This is a genomic window from Allobosea sp. TBD101, assembly GCF_059817965.1.
Map to the genome: position 1 here is coordinate 701958 of NZ_CM187543.1, position 16485 is coordinate 718442.

A 16485-nucleotide genomic window follows, 5' to 3' on the forward strand; every position below is an offset into this window, starting at 1 on the left:
AGTGTGGCTCATCTGTTCGTCTACAGTGAAGCCGCGCCGGGGAACCGCATGACCGTGCACGCAGCCATCGCGATAGAGAGCCGGAATCCGGGCCATTCGGCCGGATACGCCCGGCCTTGCCGGATCGCTGGCGCGGTTATTGCTCGCATCCGCCCGGCTCCGCCCTTCCCGCCATCGGGACGCGACAGGGCATAACGCCCCGCGGACAGCCGGACCCAGCAGCAGAGGATCAGCCGATGACCATCTCTCGCCGTTCCGTCCTTGGTGCCGGTCTTGCCGGTCCGCTGTTGGCCTCGCCTTTCCTGATCAGCCCCGCGCGAGCGCAGCGCGCCGCCGGCATCATCCGCTACGGCCTCTCGGCCTTCCCGCCGAACCTGCAGCCCTGGGTCTCGACCGGTGCCTCGGCCGGCACCGTCAAGATGCTGATCAACCGCAGCCTCGTCTCCTACGATTCCAAGGGGGAGCTGCGCGGCGAGCTTGCGGAATCCTGGTCGCGCGATGCCGATGGCGCCTGGGTTTTCAAGCTGCGCAAGGGCTGCGTCTTCCATAACGGCGAGCCGGTCACGGCCGACGACGTGAAATGGTCGATCGAGCAGATCGCCGGCGAGAAATCGACCGCCTATATGCGCACGCAGTTCCAGCTGATCGAGCGGGTCGAGATCCCCGATCCGCAGACGGTGCGTCTCGTCACCAAGGAGCCGCAGGTCACGCTGCCGAGCTGGTTCGCCAACTACAACACCTTCATCATCTGGCGGAAATCCAGCGCGAACGAGCCGATCGGCGCGGGTCCCTTCCGCCTCATCGGGCAGGAGCGCGGCACCTCGCTGGAGCTCGCCGCCTTCGACAAGTTCTACAAGCCGGGCATCCCCAAGGCGAAGGGCATCAAGTTCATCGTCTATGCCGACGAGAACCTGCGCAACGCGGCGCTGATCTCCGGCGATGTCGACATGATCGAATACGTGCCGTGGCAGTCGATGGCGACGGTGCAGGCCGATCCGCGCCTCAAGCTCGACACGCAGGAAGGGCCGTTCATGGACGTGCTCTTCAACGGCACCAAGCCGCCGTTCAACGATCCGCGCGTGCGCCGGGCCGTGGCCCACGCCGTGAAGCGCGAGGATATCGTCAAGGTCGCCTTCTTCGGGCGTGGCAAGCCGCTCGAAGGCGTGCCGATCGTCGAGGGCACGCCCTGGTACGACAAGGAGCTGGCGCATGGCTGGAACTACGACCCGGCCCGGTCCAAGGCGCTCCTGACGGAAGCCGGTTACGGCAACGGCTTCCAGACCACGCTGCTCGCCACCGCCCAGTTCGGCATGCACAAGGACACGGCCGAGATCGTCCAGCAATATCTCGCGGCGATCGGCATCCAGGCCGAGTTGCAATTGCCGGACTGGTCGACGCGGGTCAGCCGCGGCACGCGCGGCCAGTACGACATGGCGATCCACGGCGTGTCCTCGGACAACAACGATCCGGACGGGCTGACCGTGGTGCTCGACACCTCGCTCTCGCCGACGCATGGGCGTTCCTTCAAGGTCGATGCGCCGCGCACCATCGCCGCGCTCGCCAGGGGGCGGACGGAATTCGACCAGGCCAAGCGCGTCGAGATCTACAAGGAGATGCAGCGCGCTGCCCTCGAGGAAGTGCCGCTGGTCGGCCTCGCCTGGCGTCAGCAGGGCTATGGCATGGACAAGAGCATCCAGGGCTTCGTCAACCTGCCCGGCGCGCTCTCGAACTCCTCCGGCAACATGCTCGAGGAGACCTATTTCGGATGAGCGCGGCCTGGCTCGGACGGCGGTTTTTCCTGACCCTGGCGATGGCCTGGGTTGTTGCGACGATCGTGTTCCTGGCGCTGCACATAGTGCCCGGGGACCCGGCCGAGCTGCTGCTCTCGACCTCCGGCGCGATGCCCGACCCGGCCACGGTGCAGGAACTGCGCGAGAAGCTTGGGCTCGACCGGCCGATCCTGGTCCAGTACGGCCAGTTCCTGGCGGGACTGGCGCGTGGCGATCTCGGCGTCTCGCTGGTCGACGACTATCCCGTCATCAAGGAGATCGGGCTCCGGCTGCCGCGCACGCTGGAGCTGATCCTGGCGGGGACGCTGATCGCGCTCGTGGTCGGCGTGCCCTCCGGCGTCTATGCCGCGGTCCATCGCGGCGGCACCTTCGACCGCGTCGCCTCCTGGATCACCGCGCTCTTGCTCGCCGTGCCGGTCTTCGTCGTCGGGACGCTGCTGATCCTCCTGCTGGCGCAGACGCTTCGTTTGATGCCGGCGGGCGGTTTCGTGCCCTTCACGCAGGACCCCGGCCAGCATCTCAAGCTCCTGGCGTTGCCTGCTGTGGCCATCGCCAAGGGACTGGCGGCGGTGCTGTTCCGGATGACGCGCGCCGCGACGCTCGATGCGCTCGCCCATGACTATGTCCGCACGGCGCGGGCCAAGGGGCTGTCGCCGCGGCGGGTTCTCGTCGTTCACGTGCTGCGCAATGCGCTGAACCCGGTCGTCACCGTGCTGGGTCTCCAGATGGGGACCTTGCTCGGCGGCACCGTGCTGGTCGAATACGTCTTCAACTGGCCGGGCCTGTCGACGCCGCTGCTGCGCGCCGTCGAAGGGCGCGACTATCCGATGGTGGTCGGCATCATCCTGACGATCTCGGTGCTGTTCCTGCTCATCAATCTTCTCGTCGAACTGCTGCATGCGGCGATCGACCCCCGGGTGCAGCACGGATGAAGCGGCGCGGCGTCAAACGGCTCCTCCTGCCCGGCAGCATCGTCGCGGCGATCCTGCTCGTCGCGATCGCGGCACCCTTGCTGCCGCTGCCTGATCCGATCCGTCAGGACGTGGCGCGGCGCCTGGCCGGGCCGATGGCCGGCTCCTGGCTCGGGCGCGACGAGTTCGGCCGCGACGTGCTCTCGCGATTGGTCTGGGGCGCACGCACCAGCCTGTCCGTCGCCTTCGTCTCGGCGCTGTTCGCCGGGCTCGTCGGCATCACGCTCGGACTGATCGGCGGCTGGGCCCGCAGCTGGGGCGCTTTTCTCACGGTGCGCAGCGTCGAGATCATCATGTGCTTCCCGCCGGTGCTGCTGGCGCTCTTGGTGGTGACGCTGCTCGGGCCGGGCGCCGGGACGCTGATCCTCGTTCTCTCGGTGCTCTACCTGCCCGGCTTCGCACGCGTGACCTATGCCGAGGTGCTGGCGGTCAAGGGGCGCGACTATGTCGAGGCGACGCGGGCGCTCGGCGCCAGCCAGTCGCATCTGCTCTTCCGCACCGTGCTGCCAAATATCGCCGGGCCGCTGCTGGTGCAGTTCTCGCTCGCCGTCGCCGCTGCCGTGGTGATCGAGAGCGGCCTGTCCTTCCTGGGACTGGGTGTCGTGCCGCCGGCGCCGTCCTTGGGGCTGATGATCCGTGGCGCGCGCTCGACCATGGAGCAGGCACCGCTGCTGCTGCTCTGGCCCTGCGCCGTGCTGACCCTGACCATCCTCGCCATGAACCTGCTCTGCGACGCGCTGCGCGACATTCTCGACCCGCGCACCAGCGAGCGCTGAAGACCTAAGCCTATACCAAGGAAGGACTACGCCATGGCTACCAAGACCGATCCTCTCGTCCATATGGGCACCATCTCGGGCGGGGAGGCGCGCGAGCTGCTCAAGTCAAACCCCGTCATCCTGCTGCCGATGGGCAGCCATGAGGACCAGGGCCCGCATGCGCCAATGGGCGACTACCTGCTGGCCGAGAAGATCGCCGAACTCGCCGCCTTGCAGGCGACCAAGGCCGGCACGCGCACGCTGGTCGCGCCGGTCCTGCCCTATGGCGGAGCGGACTGGTTCGGTCCGATGATCGGCGGCATCGCCATCTCGCAGGGCACGCTGACCGCGGTCATCGCAGAGATGGTCGACTCGCTGCATCGCAACGGCCTGACCCGGATCATCGTCATCAACGGCCATGGCGGCAATGTCGGGCCGATCTCCGAGGTCGCGCGCGAGCTCTATCAGCGCGAGCGCATCGTGCTGCCGAGCCTTTATCTCTGGCGTATCGCCTACGGTATGCTGCCGGGCATCGTCGGCGCCGAGACGTCGGCCAAGGTCTCCGGCCATGGCGCCGATCCGCTGACCAGCCTCGGCCTGCACCTCTTCCCCGAGCTGATCCGCAAGGATTTCATCCCGGCTGGCAAGCCGATGAAGCGCGATCCGATCCTCGACCTGCCCTTCACGGGGCTCGGCACCGCGAGCTTCGACGGCGCCGAAGTGGGCATGCCCAACGAATATGACGAGGTCTACCATGACGGCGTCGGCAAGGGCGATCCGACGCTCTGCTCGGCCGAGACCGGTGTGCAGCTGGCCGAGAAGCTGACCGATGTCTGCGCCCGCTTCATCGCCCATTTCGCGTCCAAGATCCCGGCCTGAGCCGAGAATTCGCCAATCAGCCGCCCGAGGCGGCGCCACAGCAGGAGATTTTTCATGCTCACCCGCCGCCTCGTCATCCAGTCCGGCCTCGCGACCATCGCGATGCCGGCCGTCCTCCGGGCGCAGACGCTCTCGGGGCAGATCACGCTGATGTCCTATGCCGGCATCTTCCAGGACAACTACACCAAGGCGGTGATCGAGCCGTTCCTGCAGGCGCATCCCGGCGTGAAGGTGAACTATGTGCCCGGCGGCACCTCGGCCCAGATGGTCGGCAGCGTCCGGGCGCAGAAGGCCGATCCGCAGACCGATGTCGCGATCATGGACGTCACCACCTCCAGCATCGGTAATCTCGAAGGGCTGTTCGAGAAGCTCAGCCTTTCCGAGTTCCCGGTGCTGAACGAGCTCCTGCCGGCAGCGCGCGCGGCCGGCGGCGATTTCGGCCCGGCCGTGACCTTCGACCATCTCGTCATCGTGCAGGATGCGGCGCTGAAGCCGCAGATCGCCAAGCTCGCCGATCTCTGGCGGCCTGACCTCAAGGGTCAGATCGCGCTCTCGGCGCCGCCGAACATCCAGGGCCTGGCGCTGACGGCGATGACCGAGAAGATGGAAGGCGGCGACTACCGCAAGTCGATCGACGCCGCGATGAAGAAGCTGAAGGAGCTGGCGCCGAGCGTCACCACCTTCGATCCTAATCCGGACGGCTACTCGCTGATCCTGAACGGCGTGGCCAAGGTCGCGACCGGCTGGAACGCCCGCGCCCAGCTCTATTCCGACCAGACCGGCGGCAAGATCAACGCGCTGCTGCCGCCCGAGGGCTCGGTCTTCCAGATCAACACGATCAATCTCACCGCTGGCTCGAAGAACCGCGCCGCTGCCGCTGCCTTCGTCGCGCATGCGCTGTCGGCGGGCGCGCAGAAGGCCTTCACCGAGCGGATGTTCTACGCCCCGACCAATGCCAAGGCGCAGATCGAAGCCAAGGCGCTGGCGCGCACCGCGGCCTCGCCGGAGAACCTTGCGCGCATGATCCCGGTCGACTGGAACGAGGTCCTGAAGGTGCGCGACCAGTGGAACAACCGCTGGCGGCGCGAAGTGATTACGGCGGCGCGCTGAGCGGAAGACGATGAGCTATCTCGAACTCGCCGGGCTGCAGAAGCGCTACGGCAACTCGGTTGCGGTCGACGAGGTCTCACTGGCGGTGGAGCAGGGCGAATCCGTCGCGCTGCTCGGCCCCTCCGGCTGCGGCAAGACCACGACCCTGCGCATGCTCGCCGGGTTGATCGAGCCGAACCGCGGCACCATGACGCTCGACGGCAACGAGATCACCAAGCTGCCGGCCCATAAGCGCAACATGGGCTATGTCTTCCAGTCCTATGCGCTGTTCCCGCATCTCTCGGTCGGGCGCAACATCGCCTTCGGCCTGGAGGAGCGCGGCGTTTCCCGCGCCGAGATCGCCAAGCGCGTCGAGGAGGGGCTGGCGCTGGTCCGGCTCGGCGGGCTCGGCGAGCGCCGCCCGAAGGAGCTCTCGGGCGGCCAGCAGCAGCGCGTCGCATTGGCCCGTGCGCTGGTGATCCAGCCCTCGGTGCTGCTGCTCGACGAATCCCTGTCCAATCTCGACGCCAAGCTGCGCGATGCGATGCGCCACGAGATCCGCTCGATCCAGCGCTCGCTCGGCATCACCACGCTCTTCGTCACCCACGATCAGGTCGAGGCGCTGACGATGTGCGACCGGATCGCGGTGATGCATCGCGGCCGCATCGCCCAGATCGGCAGCGCCGAGGATATCTACGACCGGCCGGCGACGCGCTTCGTGGCCGAGTTCGTCGGCCGCGCCAACGTGCTGCCGCTGGCGCGCGACGGGCAGGGCCGGGCCACCGTCTGGGGGCAGGCCGTGCCGGTCGAGGCTGCTGATAATGCCGACCTGTTCGTCCGGCCGCAGCGGATGCGGATCGTACCGGTTTCCGAGCCGGCCGGTGGCGACACGGCGCGCCTGACCGGCCGCGTCCTGCGCAGCGTCTTCGTCGGCGACCATGTCGAGGTGCTGGTGGAAGGCACGGATGGGCAGCTCACGGTCGAGATGCCTTCGGGCTCGGCCGCGCAGGCCGAGGGGACCGAGGTCGCGGTCGTCTGGCCGCGCCACGAGAGCCGCGTCTTCGCGCGCGAGGCGTCATGACCGTCTCGCGCCGCCTGCCATTGCTTTTGATCCCGGCGACGCTTTTCCTGCTCGCCATCTATGTCTTGCCGTCGCTCGGGCTGTTCCGCAACGCCTTCAACGAGGTTGGGCCGACCGGGGCGATGGTCGAGGCCTGGTCGCTGGAGACCGCGCGCGCCACCTTCCATGACAGCTTCACCTTCGAACTGACGCTGAACTCGCTCTGGCTTTCGGCAGTGTCGACGCTGATCGCGCTCTGCATGGCCTATCCCGTCTCGCTCTTCCTGTTCCGCACCGATTCCCGCTTTCGCGGGCTGCTCGCGGTCGTCGCGATCATGCCGATGCTGGTCTCCGGCGTGGTGCGCGTCTTCGGCTGGCTCGCCATTCTCGGGGATCGCGGGCTGGTCAATACGACGCTGCAATCGCTTGGCCTGATCTCGACGCCGCTGAAGCTCGTCTTCAACTGGACGGGCGTCACCATCGGCCTCGCCGAGAGCATCATGCCTTATATGATCCTGGCGCTGCTCGCCGGCTTCGGCCGGCTCGACCGCACGCTGGAGGAAGCCGCGCGCTCGCTCGGCGCCTCGCCGTTCCGGACCTTCCGGCGGGTCACGCTGCCGCTCAGCCTGCCGGCGATCGCGCTGGCGGCGGGCTTGGGCTTCGTGCTCTCGATGTCGGCCTATATCACGCCCAAGCTCCTGGGTGGCGGGCGCGTCTTCGTGCTGGCGACCGAGATCTTCGAGCAGGCGACAACCAACACAAACTGGCCGGTCGCGGCGGTGCTGGCGATCTATACGCTGGTCCTGCTGCTCGCCCTGCTCGTGATCTCCAATCTGGTGGCGCGGAGGCTGCAGCGATGACCGGGGCGGGACGCGTTCTCTCCAGCTTCGCGGCGCTGGTCTATGTGCTGATCCTGGCGCCGATCGTCGTCGTCGTCATGTTGGCCTTCTCGGCTGATAATTTCATCCTGTTCCCGCCATCCGGCTATTCGCTGCGCTGGTTCAACCAGCTCGCGAGCAACGGGCCGCTGCTGACGGCGCTCTGGCTCAGCGTGCGGATCGCGGCGATGGTGACGCTGCTGTCGCTCGCGGTCGGCGTGCCGGCTGCTCTTGCGCTGGCGAAGGGCCGCTTTGCCGGCAAGGATGCGCTGACGGGCTTCTTCCTGGCGCCGCTGCTGCTGCCGACGCTGATCACCGGCCTGGCCCTGCTGCTGTTCTTCTCGCCGTTGAAGCTGACCGCGACGCTGCCCGGCCTCGTGCTCGGCCATATGACGGTGACCGTGCCCTTCGTGATCAGGATGATGACGACGGCGCTTGCCAATCTGCCGGATGATATCGAGGCGGCGGCCGCCACGCTCGGCGCCACGCCCTGGCGCGTGGTGCGGCGGGTGACGCTGCCTTTGGCGACGCCGGGCCTGATCGCCTGCGCCTGCCTGTCCTTCCTGCTCTCCTTCGACGAGACGGTGATCTCGCTCTTCATCGCCGGCCCGCGTGCCTCGACCCTGCCGGTCGAGATGGTGCGCTATGTCGAAGGGCGCACCGATCCGCTTATCGCGGCCCTGTCCGTGGTGCTTATTGTCGCGACGCTCGCCGTCGTTCTCGTGGTCGAACGCCTGGTCGGCGTCGCCCGTGCCGTAGGGAAATAGGAGACGCCCATGCCCGATTACCGCATCGAAGCCATGCCCGAGCAGCTGCCGGCTGCGCTGGTCGAGAAACTGCAGAAGGTCGAGACCGCGACCATCGGCCATTCCCAGCACTGGGGCTTCATGGATCGCGGCATCCAGCCGCTGCTGCGCGGCAAGCGTATCGCCGCGGCGGCGGTGACGCTGGCGATCCCCGGCCAGGATTCGACCCTGCTGCACCACACGCTCGGCCTGCTGCGCCCCGGCGACATCCTCGTCGTCGACCGGCTCGGCGACGACAAGCATGCCTGCTGGGGGGGCGGCGTCACGGTCGCGGCGAAGGCAGCCGGCGCGGTCGGCGGCATCGTCGACGGACCCTGCACCGACCTCACCGAGATCGAGGATTCCGATTTCCCGATGTGGTGCCGCGGCATGTCGCCGATCACCACGCGCCTCTACAATCTCGGCGGCACGCTCAACCTGCCGATCTCCTGCGGCAATGTCCCGGTCAAGGCCGGCGACGTCATCCTCGCCGATGAATCCGGCGTGCTGGTATTGCCGCGCGCCGAGGCCGAGGCGATCGCGGACGCCGCCATCGCCCGGCAGGAGCGCGGCGAGAAGACGCAAGGCCGGGTGAAGGCGGGCGAGAAGCTCGGCGACATCTCCGGCGCGACCAAGATGGTGCTCGACGCCATCGCCGCGGCGAAGGGCTGACGAGGCCGGCCATGAACGCTCCCGTCTCCGTCCCACGCGTCGCTGATTTCACCTGCGAGAAGAAGCCGGCGAGCGGCTCGCGCGGCATGGTCGTCACCAACCACCCGCTCGCCTCGGCAGCGGGCGCGCAGATCCTGCTCGCCGGCGGCAATGCCATCGACGCGGCCGTCGCCTCGCTCTTCGCACTGACGGTGGCCGAGCCGATGATGGTCGGCATCCTCGGCGGGGGTCTGAGCCATATCCGGCTCGCCGACGGGCGCCATGTCGTGATCGATAATCTCTCGACCGCGCCGGGCAAGGCGACGGCCGGCATGTACGAGTGTCTGTCCGACGAGATCGGCAAGCAGCGCGACACGCGTGACCGCGAGAACGTGGTCGGGGCCAAGGCGGTCGCGGTTCCCGGCGCTCTGAAAGGCTGGTGCGAGGCGCTCGCCCGCTTCGGTACGCTGACGCTGGCCGATGTCCTCCAGCCCGCGATCGGGCTGGCCGAGCGCGGCTTCGTGGTCACGCCCTATCTCTCGAACTGCATCACCGACAATGCCGCCGATCTCGCGCGTGATCCCGGCCTTGCGGCGATGTTGTTGCCGGACGGAAAGCCGCTCCAGCCGGGCATGCGGCTTGTCCAGTCCGACTATGCCGCGAGCCTGAAACTGATCGCGGCGGAAGGGCCGGAGGCGCTCTATGGCGGGAAGCTCGGGCGCGCGCTGACCGATTACATGGCGAAAAATGGCGGGCTGATCGATCATGCCGACCTCGCCAACTACCGCATCGAATTGCGCGAGCCGATCCGGGGTTCCTATCGCGGCTACGAGATCATCGGCCCGCCGCCGCCCTCGTCCTCCGGCGTGCATATCGCGCAGATGCTCAACATCCTCGAAGGCTACGATATCGGCTCGCTCGGCTTCGGCTCGACCGATGCGGTGCATCTGCTCGCCGAGGCCTTGAAGATCGCCTTCGCCGACCGTGCCGTGGCGACGGCCGACCCGGCCTTCGTCAAGGTTCCCGTCGCGAGGCTGATCGACAAGGCCTATGCCGACGAGCGCCGCGCCCTGATCGCGATGGAGCAGGCGAAGAGCTGGACGGCCGGGCTCTCCGGCGGAGAATCCGCCGACACTACCCATGTCACCGTTGCGGATGCCATGGGCAATGTCGTCAGCGCGACGCAGACGATCAACGGCTTGTTCGGCGCCTGCGTGCAGATCCCCGGCACCGGCATGATCGCCAACAACTATATGTACAACTTCGATCCGCATCCCGGCCGGGCGCTCTCGATCGCGCCGGGCAAGCGGGTCTTCACCTCCATGGCGCCGATGATGGCGGTGAAGGAGGGCCGGCTCGCCTTCGCGCTCGGCCTGCCCGGTGCCTTGCGCATCTTCCCCTCGGCCCTGCAGGCGATCGTCAACCTGATCGATCACCGCATGAGCCTGCAGGAAGCCGTCGAGGCGCCGCGCGTCTGGACCGAGGGTGGCGTGCTCGAGCTCGAGGAGGCCATCCCCGAGGCGGTGGCTCAGGCGCTGATCGCGCGCGGCCACAAGGTGGTGCGCTCGCCGCGCGTCGCTGGCGGCATGAACGCCATCGCCTTCAATCCGGACGGTACCCTGACCGGCGCCGCCTGCTGGCGCGCCGACGGAACGCCTGTCGCCATCTCCGGCGGGCTTGCCCGCGCCGGTGCCCGCTTCACCATCTGACCCGATCTTCTGACTGGACCATCCCATGCCCGAGACCATCTGCCTCCTCGACATGACCACGCCCGAGCGGGCCGACCGCCTGCGCGAATTCCTGCCTGAGGGCTTCGTGCTGACCCATGGCACGGCGCGCGGCGACGAGCACATGAAGCAGATCATCGCCGAGGCCGATTATGCGATCTCCGGCCAGGTCGGCGTCTCCGGCGACGTGCTGCGCGCGGCCAAGAAGCTGAAGCTCCTGCATAAATGGGGTGTCGGCTACGACAATATCGATATCGAGACGGCGAAGGAGCTCGGCATCAAGGTGGCGCGCACGACCGGCTCCAATGCGGTCGCCGTCTCCGAATTCGCACTCGGCCTGACGATCTCGACGCTCCGCCTGATCGCCTATGGCAATGCCGAGCTGAAGAAGGGCAATTGGCGCACCGGTCAATTGCCGTCCGACACCTACACGCTCTCCGGCAAGACGGTCGGCATCGTCGGCCTCGGCGCGATCGGCAAGAATGTCGCCAAGCTGCTGAAGGGCTTTGGCTGCACCATCCTCTACAGCAAGCGGACCCCGCTCGATGCCGCCGAGGAGGCGGCGCTCGGCGTGAAGCATGCCTCGATCGACGAGATCCTGACCCAGGCCGACGTCGTCTCGCTGCATTGCCCGCTGACGCCCGAAACCAAGGATCTGATCGATCTCGCCGCGCTCAAGAAAATGAAGAAGACGGCGGTGCTGATCAATTGCGCGCGTGGCGGCGTCGTCAACGAGGCGGACCTCGTCACGGCTCTGCGGGCGAAGGAGATCGCGGGCGCGGCGATGGATGTCTACGAGATCGAGCCGCTGCCGGCCGACAGCCAGCTCCTCACCCTCGACAATCTCGTGACCACGCCGCATCTCGCCGCCATGGCCTCCGACAATTTCGCGCCGGTGGTGAAGCGCATGTTCGCGAACATGCAGCACGTTTCGCGCGGCGAGCCGGTGCCGCCGCTCGATCTGGTGGTGTGAGGTTCACGCGTCGTCATTTTACAACAAAAACGCCGTCATCCCGGGCTGGACCCGGGATCCATGCCGGAGCGCTGCCGCTCAAGGTTCAGGCATGGATCCCGGCTCTACGCTTCGCTCCTGCCGGGATGACCCGCGTTTCCAAGTGCGGCAGATTCAGTGCAGCCCGCCGACGCCGATATAGCGTTCGAGCACGTCGGCATCGGCGCGCAGCGCATCCGGCTTGCCTGACCAGACGATCCGGCCGCGTTCGAGGATGATGACGTCATCTGCGAAGGCGAGGGCGCTTTCCAATCGCTGCTCGACGAAGAGGATGGTCATCGCGCCGCTCGCGGCAAGGCGGCCGAACGCCTCCATCAGCATGTCGCAGATGACCGGCGCGAGGCCTTCAAGCGGTTCGTCGAGCAGCAGGACCGAGGGCTGGCCGAGGATGGTGCGCGCCGTCGCCAGCATCTGCTGCTCGCCGCCGGAGAGCTGGGAGCCGAGATTGCGGCGGCGTTCCCCTAGGCGCGGGAAGAGGGTGTAGGCCTCCTCGATCGCCGCGCGCGGGCGGCCCTTCAATCCGGCGAAGAGGTTTTCCTCGACGGTGAGGCCCTTGAAGATCTCGCGGGTCTGCGGGACGAGGCCGATGCCGCCATGGGCGCGGGCCGCCGTGCCGAGCGCGGTGACGTCCTGCCCGCCAAGGCTGATGCTGCCGGCATAGCGGCGCGTCAGCCCCATCAGGCTCGCCATCAGCGTGGTCTTGCCCATGCCGTTGCGGCCGAGGATGGAGAGGCGCCCGCCAGCCGCCACCGAGAACGAGACATCCTCCAGCACATGGGTCTGGCCATAGCCGGCGCTGAGGTTGCGGACGTCGAGATCAGCCGCCGGCATGGGCATAGCTCCCGAGATAGGCTTCGCGGACCTTGGGGTCTTTGGCGACTTCGGCCGGCAGGCCCTGGAAGATGACCTCGCCCGCCGCGAGCACGACGACCCTCTTGGCGAAGCGGAAGACGAGGTCCATGTCGTGCTCGATCATCAGCACGGCGAGCGAGGCCGGCAGGCGGGCCAAGGCCTCCTCGATGCGCGGCGTGTCGCTGGAGGGCACGCCGGCCGCGGGTTCGTCGAGCAGCAGCACCTTGGGGCGTTGCGCCAGGGCGATGGCGATCTCCAGCAGGCGCTGCTGGCCATAGGCGATCGTCGCGACCTTGCAGCGGGCGACCTCGGTCAGGCCGAGCGTGGCAAGGATTTCGGCGGCTTCGTCGGTGGCTTCGGAATCGCCGTGGAAGCGGGCGAGGATGCGCGTCGCCCGGCCGAGACGCTGCAGGATGGTCATCACGACATGCTCTTCCGGCGTCATGTCCGGGAAAAGGCGCGTGACCTGGAAGGTGCGGACGAGGCCGCGCCGGACGCGCTTCACGGCACCCAGGCTCGTGATGTCCTCGCCCGCGAGATGGACGCTGCCGGCGCTCGGCGGAATACGGCCGGTGACGAGGTTGACGAAGGTGGTTTTGCCGGCGCCGTTCGGGCCGATCAGGGCGAGCCGCTCGCCCTCGTTCATCGCCAGCGAGATGTCGCTGTTGACCTTGAGCCCGCCGAACGCCTTGGAGAGATGCGAGACCTCGAAGACCGCGCTCATCGGCCGGCCCTCCAGCGGTCGCGGGTCAACATCCGGGCGAGTTCGTCCAACGTGCCGGAAAGTCCGCGCGGGGCGAAGAGCACGATGGCGATCAGCACGGCGCCGACCAGCGTCATCCAGTGGAACGGGTTGATCGCGGCGACGACATGTTCGAGCGCCATGAAGATCACGGTGCCGATCAGCGCGCCGTAGAGATGGCCGATGCCGCCGAGCACCAGCATGACGAGAGCGTTCGCCGAAACCTCGAAGCTCACGCTGTCGAGCCCGACGACCTGGGTCGCGATGGCGGCGAGCGCGCCGCCCATGCCGGCGACGGTGCCTGAGATGACGAACATCTTGAGCAGGACAGGGAAGGCATAGATGCCGAGCGCGCTGATCCTGAGCGGATCCTCCTTCAGGCCGCGGCAGACCATGCCGAAGGGCGAGCGCGTGACGAAGCGCAGCACGGCGAACACGATGAGGAGCAGGCCGAGCCCGAAGAGATAGGCGCTGCGACCCCAGAGATCGAATTCGAAGAGGCCGAAGAGCGGGGCGGGGCTCATGCCGGAGAGGCCGTCGCTGCCGCCGGTGATCGAGGAGGCCTTGTTGGCGGCTTCGTGCAGGAGCTGGACGATGGCGATCGAGAGCACGAGCTGCGGCAGACCATGGGCGCGCAGCATGATCGCACCCATCAGGAGCCCCATGATTGCTCCGGCCCCCGCGCCGATCAGGATCAGCAGGACGGGGTCGGTGATGCCATGGACGCAGGCGATGCCGGCGGCATAGGCGCCGGCGCCATAGAGCGCGCCCTGGCCGAGCGAGGCGACGCCGCAATAGCCCACGATCAGGTCGAGCGAGAGCACGAGCAGCGCGACCGAGATCACACGGGTCAGGAAGGCGAGGTTGTCGGGAAAGAGCCAGTAGCCGGCAAGGCCGACGAGCGCGATCAGGGCGAGGCCGAGAAGGTCGCGACCGACGGTGCGGCTGGCGGATGCGGTCATTGGCATGGACGTTGCGGGTGCCATGCTACTGCGCCCGTCCCATCAGACCGCGCGGGAAGGCGCAGACCACCAGGATCACCGCGAGATAGAAGAAGAAATTGCCGAAATCCGGCACGAGATAGCGCGCGGTGACGTCGATGGCGCCGAGCAGCAGGCAGGCGGCGAGCGCGCCGGGGATCGAGCCCGCGCCGCCGACCGAGACGACGACGAGGAAGGTCACCATGTAGCGCAGCGCATAATAGGGCTCGATCGGCAGGAACTCGGCGCCGACCACGCCGCCGAAGGCCGCAAGCCCGATCGCCAGCGCGAAGCTCGCAGCATAGATGATCTCGGTGCGGATGCCGAGCGTGCGGGCCATAGGCGCGTTCTCGACGGCGGCGCGCAGATGAATACCGAAGCCGGTCCGCTCGATCAGGAACCACAGGCCGCCGGCGACGACGAGGCCGCTCGCAATGACGAAGAGCCGGTGGCCGGCGATGCTGCGGAAGCCGAGATCGACGGAGCGGGCCAATTCCGCCGGCAGGGGAATGGTCTTGAGCGTCGGGCCGAAGAAATAATTGGTGATGCCGATGACGCAGAAGGTGATGCCGATCGTCATCAGCACCTGCGAGAGCTCGCTGCGGTCATAGATGCGGCGATAGAGCAGCCGCTCCAGCGGCACGGCGAGGATGACCGTGCCGACCACGGCGAGGATGATGCCGAAGCCGTAGCCGAGGCCGAGATCGCGCGCGGCATAGGAGGCGATGTAGCCGCCGATCATGGCGAAGGCGCCATGGGCGAGGTTGACCACCCGCATCAGGCCCATGGTCAGCGACAGGCCGATGCAGATGATGAACAGCGCCATGCCATAGGCCAGCGCATCCACGGCAATGCTCAGCGCGGTCTGCATTCAGCGGGCTTTCCGATGCTCAGGCGTGCCGAGTTTGGATGGAATCACCACCGTCATTCCGGACAAGCCGCGAAGCGGCGCCGATCCGGAATCCATCGTAAGGCCCGGCGCTCTACGATGGATTCCGAGGCAAGCCCGGAATGACGGTGTGTTTCCAGCGGGAAACGACGTCGTTACTTCGTCAGGCCGGAATCCTTCTGCTCCGGCACGCTGGCGATCTCCTTGTTGATCCAGCGGCCCTGCGCATCCTTCGCGACTTCGCGCAGGTAGATCGTCTGGGTGATGTGACGGGTCTCAGGATCGATCTTGACCGGGCCGCGCGGGCTCTCCCAGCCGAGCCCCTTCACCGCCTCGACCGCCTTCTCGGCGTCCTGCTTGCCGGCGGTGGCGGCGATCATCTTGGAGATCACGAACATGCCGTCATAGGCGCCAACGGCCGGGAAGGAGACGAGGTCGGGTGCACCGATTGCCTTCTCGGCAGCAGCGACGAAGCGCTTGTTGATCTCGGAATCATGCGAGACCGCGTAGTGGAACGAGGTGATCAGGCCGGCGGCCGCCTCGCCCAGAGCCGGCAGATCCGATTCCTGGGTCAGGTCGCCCGGCGCGAAGAGCTTGACGCCCGCCTTCTTCAGGCCGGTATCGCTGAAGGCCTTGACGAAGCCGAGCGTCGGCGGGCCCGACGGCAGGAAGGCGAAGACGCCCTCGGCCCCGGCATCGCGAATGCGCTGCATGATCGGGCTGAACTCGGTGGTGTTCAGGGGGATGCGGATCGCTTCCTTGACCTCGCCGCCGGCTGCCTCGATCGCCTTCTTGAAGGCAGTTTCGGCATCGACGCCCGGGCCGTAATCGCTGACGATCGAGACGAATTTCTTGACCCCGCGCTCCACCGCCGCCTTGCCGAGCGGCGTCGTGGTCTGGGACAGGGTGAAGGAGGTGCGCACCACCAGCGGCGAGGAGGTCATGATCGCCGAGGTCGCGGCGTTGAAGATCACCAGCGGGACATTGCCCTGCTTCAAGAGCGGGGTGATCGCCATCGCGTCCGGCGTGAAATAGACGCCGCCGAGATATTGCACCTTGTCGCGGACGATCAGCTCCTGCGCCAGCGCGCGGGCCTGCTGCGGATTGGCGGTCGGCAGGTCGCGATAGACCAGCTCGATATCGTGGCCGGCGACGGTCTTGCCGTTCTGCGCGAGCCAGGCTTCGGCTCCGGCCTGGAAGTTCTTGCCCTGCAGGGCGAAGGGGCCGGAGAACGGCCCGATGATGCCGACCTTGATCGTGTCCGCCATGGCGGAGGCACCGAGCGCGAGCGCTCCGGCGAGGGCCAGCGCGCCGGCCGGCAGCAACCTGTTCAGGAAACCCTTGGTCATTCCATCTCCTCCCGATCCTGCCTGCGATCCCGCAAATGCCTTGCGTGGGTCGAAGCTCTAGCTGCTCGGGCCGGTC

At 67.4% G+C, this 16485-nt stretch carries 16 protein-coding genes; 11 read left to right on the plus strand and 5 right to left on the minus strand.

Annotated elements, in window-relative coordinates:
• Positions 1 to 236: 236 nt before the first annotated feature.
• The 11 genes from AC6RIC_RS03350 to AC6RIC_RS03400 are packed head-to-tail and all read left to right on the plus strand — an operon-like array spanning position 237 to position 11558.
• On the plus strand, positions 237 to 1769 hold the full coding sequence (locus AC6RIC_RS03350; RefSeq protein WP_499735087.1) for an ABC transporter substrate-binding protein: 1533 nt from the start codon (positions 237 to 239) through the stop codon (positions 1767 to 1769).
• Positions 1766 to 2722, plus strand: coding sequence for an ABC transporter permease (locus AC6RIC_RS03355; RefSeq protein ID WP_499735088.1), 957 nt, complete (start codon positions 1766 to 1768; stop codon positions 2720 to 2722). Before AC6RIC_RS03350 ends, AC6RIC_RS03355 begins: the two co-directional genes overlap by 4 nt.
• Entirely contained in the window at positions 2719 to 3537 is an 819-nt protein-coding gene (locus tag AC6RIC_RS03360) for an ABC transporter permease (RefSeq protein WP_499735089.1), read from the plus strand. Before AC6RIC_RS03355 ends, AC6RIC_RS03360 begins: the two co-directional genes overlap by 4 nt.
• Before the next feature lie 33 nt (positions 3538 to 3570).
• Complete coding sequence (locus tag AC6RIC_RS03365; protein ID WP_499735090.1) at positions 3571 to 4395, plus strand: creatininase family protein; 825 nt, start codon at positions 3571 to 3573, stop codon at positions 4393 to 4395.
• A gap of 54 nt (positions 4396 to 4449) precedes the next feature.
• Positions 4450 to 5505 (plus strand): extracellular solute-binding protein, encoded by a 1056-nt coding sequence (locus AC6RIC_RS03370; RefSeq protein ID WP_499735091.1) that lies wholly within the window; start codon positions 4450 to 4452, stop codon positions 5503 to 5505.
• Positions 5506 to 5515: 10 nt separating this feature from the next.
• Positions 5516 to 6565: an ABC transporter ATP-binding protein gene (locus tag AC6RIC_RS03375; protein WP_499735092.1), complete on the plus strand. Its 1050-nt coding sequence runs from the start codon at positions 5516 to 5518 to the stop codon at positions 6563 to 6565.
• Entirely contained in the window at positions 6562 to 7404 is an 843-nt protein-coding gene (locus AC6RIC_RS03380; RefSeq protein WP_499735093.1) for an ABC transporter permease, read from the plus strand. Before AC6RIC_RS03375 ends, AC6RIC_RS03380 begins: the two co-directional genes overlap by 4 nt.
• Positions 7401 to 8189, plus strand: coding sequence for an ABC transporter permease (locus tag AC6RIC_RS03385; RefSeq protein WP_499735094.1), 789 nt, complete (start codon positions 7401 to 7403; stop codon positions 8187 to 8189). The genes AC6RIC_RS03380 and AC6RIC_RS03385 overlap by 4 nt, the downstream gene beginning before the upstream one ends.
• Positions 8190 to 8198: 9 nt before the next feature.
• Positions 8199 to 8879 carry an RraA family protein gene (locus tag AC6RIC_RS03390; protein WP_492285811.1) on the plus strand — a complete coding sequence of 227 codons (681 nt, stop codon included), beginning with the start codon at positions 8199 to 8201 and terminating at the stop codon, positions 8877 to 8879.
• An 11-nt stretch (positions 8880 to 8890) separates the two neighbouring features.
• Entirely contained in the window at positions 8891 to 10567 is a 1677-nt protein-coding gene (locus AC6RIC_RS03395; RefSeq protein ID WP_499735095.1) for a cephalosporin acylase I, read from the plus strand.
• 25 nt (positions 10568 to 10592) lie between these two features.
• Positions 10593 to 11558: a 2-hydroxyacid dehydrogenase gene (locus AC6RIC_RS03400; protein ID WP_499735096.1), complete on the plus strand. Its 966-nt coding sequence runs from the start codon at positions 10593 to 10595 to the stop codon at positions 11556 to 11558.
• Positions 11559 to 11711: 153 nt separating this feature from the next.
• Here the strand turns inward: AC6RIC_RS03400 and AC6RIC_RS03405 are convergent, their stop codons facing one another.
• The 5 genes from AC6RIC_RS03405 to AC6RIC_RS03425 all read right to left on the minus strand — a co-directional run bounded on the left by AC6RIC_RS03405 (position 11712) and on the right by AC6RIC_RS03425 (position 16409).
• The gene (locus AC6RIC_RS03405; protein ID WP_499735097.1) at positions 11712 to 12428 is read right to left on the minus strand and encodes an ABC transporter ATP-binding protein; all 717 of its coding nucleotides are present in this window, start codon (positions 12426 to 12428) and stop codon (positions 11712 to 11714) included.
• Positions 12415 to 13173, minus strand: a complete 759-nt coding sequence (locus AC6RIC_RS03410) for an ABC transporter ATP-binding protein (RefSeq protein WP_499735098.1) — start codon at positions 13171 to 13173, stop codon at positions 12415 to 12417. Before AC6RIC_RS03410 ends, AC6RIC_RS03405 begins: the two co-directional genes overlap by 14 nt.
• Complete coding sequence (locus AC6RIC_RS03415) at positions 13170 to 14177, minus strand: branched-chain amino acid ABC transporter permease (protein ID WP_499735099.1); 1008 nt, start codon at positions 14175 to 14177, stop codon at positions 13170 to 13172. Before AC6RIC_RS03415 ends, AC6RIC_RS03410 begins: the two co-directional genes overlap by 4 nt.
• Before the next feature lies 1 nt (position 14178).
• A complete protein-coding gene (locus AC6RIC_RS03420; RefSeq protein ID WP_499735100.1) occupies positions 14179 to 15042 on the minus strand; it encodes a branched-chain amino acid ABC transporter permease in 864 nt (287 codons plus the stop codon).
• Between the two features lie 173 nt (positions 15043 to 15215).
• The gene (locus AC6RIC_RS03425; RefSeq protein WP_499735101.1) at positions 15216 to 16409 is read right to left on the minus strand and encodes an ABC transporter substrate-binding protein; all 1194 of its coding nucleotides are present in this window, start codon (positions 16407 to 16409) and stop codon (positions 15216 to 15218) included.
• Between the last annotated feature and the right edge of the window lie 76 nt (positions 16410 to 16485).

Excerpts from the sequence above, each read along its gene's own strand:
- AC6RIC_RS03350 (WP_499735087.1), top strand. The coding sequence starts at position 237 with ATGACCATCTCTCGCCGTTCCGTCCTTGGTGCCGGTCTTGCCGGTCCG.
- AC6RIC_RS03355 (WP_499735088.1), top strand. The coding sequence starts at position 1,766 with ATGAGCGCGGCCTGGCTCGGACGGCGGTTTTTCCTGACCCTGGCGATG.
- AC6RIC_RS03360 (WP_499735089.1), top strand. The coding sequence starts at position 2,719 with ATGAAGCGGCGCGGCGTCAAACGGCTCCTCCTGCCCGGCAGCATCGTC.
- AC6RIC_RS03365 (WP_499735090.1), top strand. The coding sequence starts at position 3,571 with ATGGCTACCAAGACCGATCCTCTCGTCCATATGGGCACCATCTCGGGC.
- AC6RIC_RS03370 (WP_499735091.1), top strand. The coding sequence starts at position 4,450 with ATGCTCACCCGCCGCCTCGTCATCCAGTCCGGCCTCGCGACCATCGCG.
- AC6RIC_RS03375 (WP_499735092.1), top strand. The coding sequence starts at position 5,516 with ATGAGCTATCTCGAACTCGCCGGGCTGCAGAAGCGCTACGGCAACTCG.
- AC6RIC_RS03380 (WP_499735093.1), top strand. The coding sequence starts at position 6,562 with ATGACCGTCTCGCGCCGCCTGCCATTGCTTTTGATCCCGGCGACGCTT.
- AC6RIC_RS03385 (WP_499735094.1), top strand. The coding sequence starts at position 7,401 with ATGACCGGGGCGGGACGCGTTCTCTCCAGCTTCGCGGCGCTGGTCTAT.
- AC6RIC_RS03390 (WP_492285811.1), top strand. The coding sequence starts at position 8,199 with ATGCCCGATTACCGCATCGAAGCCATGCCCGAGCAGCTGCCGGCTGCG.
- AC6RIC_RS03395 (WP_499735095.1), top strand. The coding sequence starts at position 8,891 with ATGAACGCTCCCGTCTCCGTCCCACGCGTCGCTGATTTCACCTGCGAG.
- AC6RIC_RS03400 (WP_499735096.1), top strand. The coding sequence starts at position 10,593 with ATGCCCGAGACCATCTGCCTCCTCGACATGACCACGCCCGAGCGGGCC.
- AC6RIC_RS03405 (WP_499735097.1), bottom strand. The coding sequence starts at position 12,428 with ATGCCGGCGGCTGATCTCGACGTCCGCAACCTCAGCGCCGGCTATGGC.
- AC6RIC_RS03410 (WP_499735098.1), bottom strand. The coding sequence starts at position 13,173 with ATGAGCGCGGTCTTCGAGGTCTCGCATCTCTCCAAGGCGTTCGGCGGG.
- AC6RIC_RS03415 (WP_499735099.1), bottom strand. The coding sequence starts at position 14,177 with ATGGCACCCGCAACGTCCATGCCAATGACCGCATCCGCCAGCCGCACC.
- AC6RIC_RS03420 (WP_499735100.1), bottom strand. The coding sequence starts at position 15,042 with ATGCAGACCGCGCTGAGCATTGCCGTGGATGCGCTGGCCTATGGCATG.
- AC6RIC_RS03425 (WP_499735101.1), bottom strand. The coding sequence starts at position 16,409 with ATGACCAAGGGTTTCCTGAACAGGTTGCTGCCGGCCGGCGCGCTGGCC.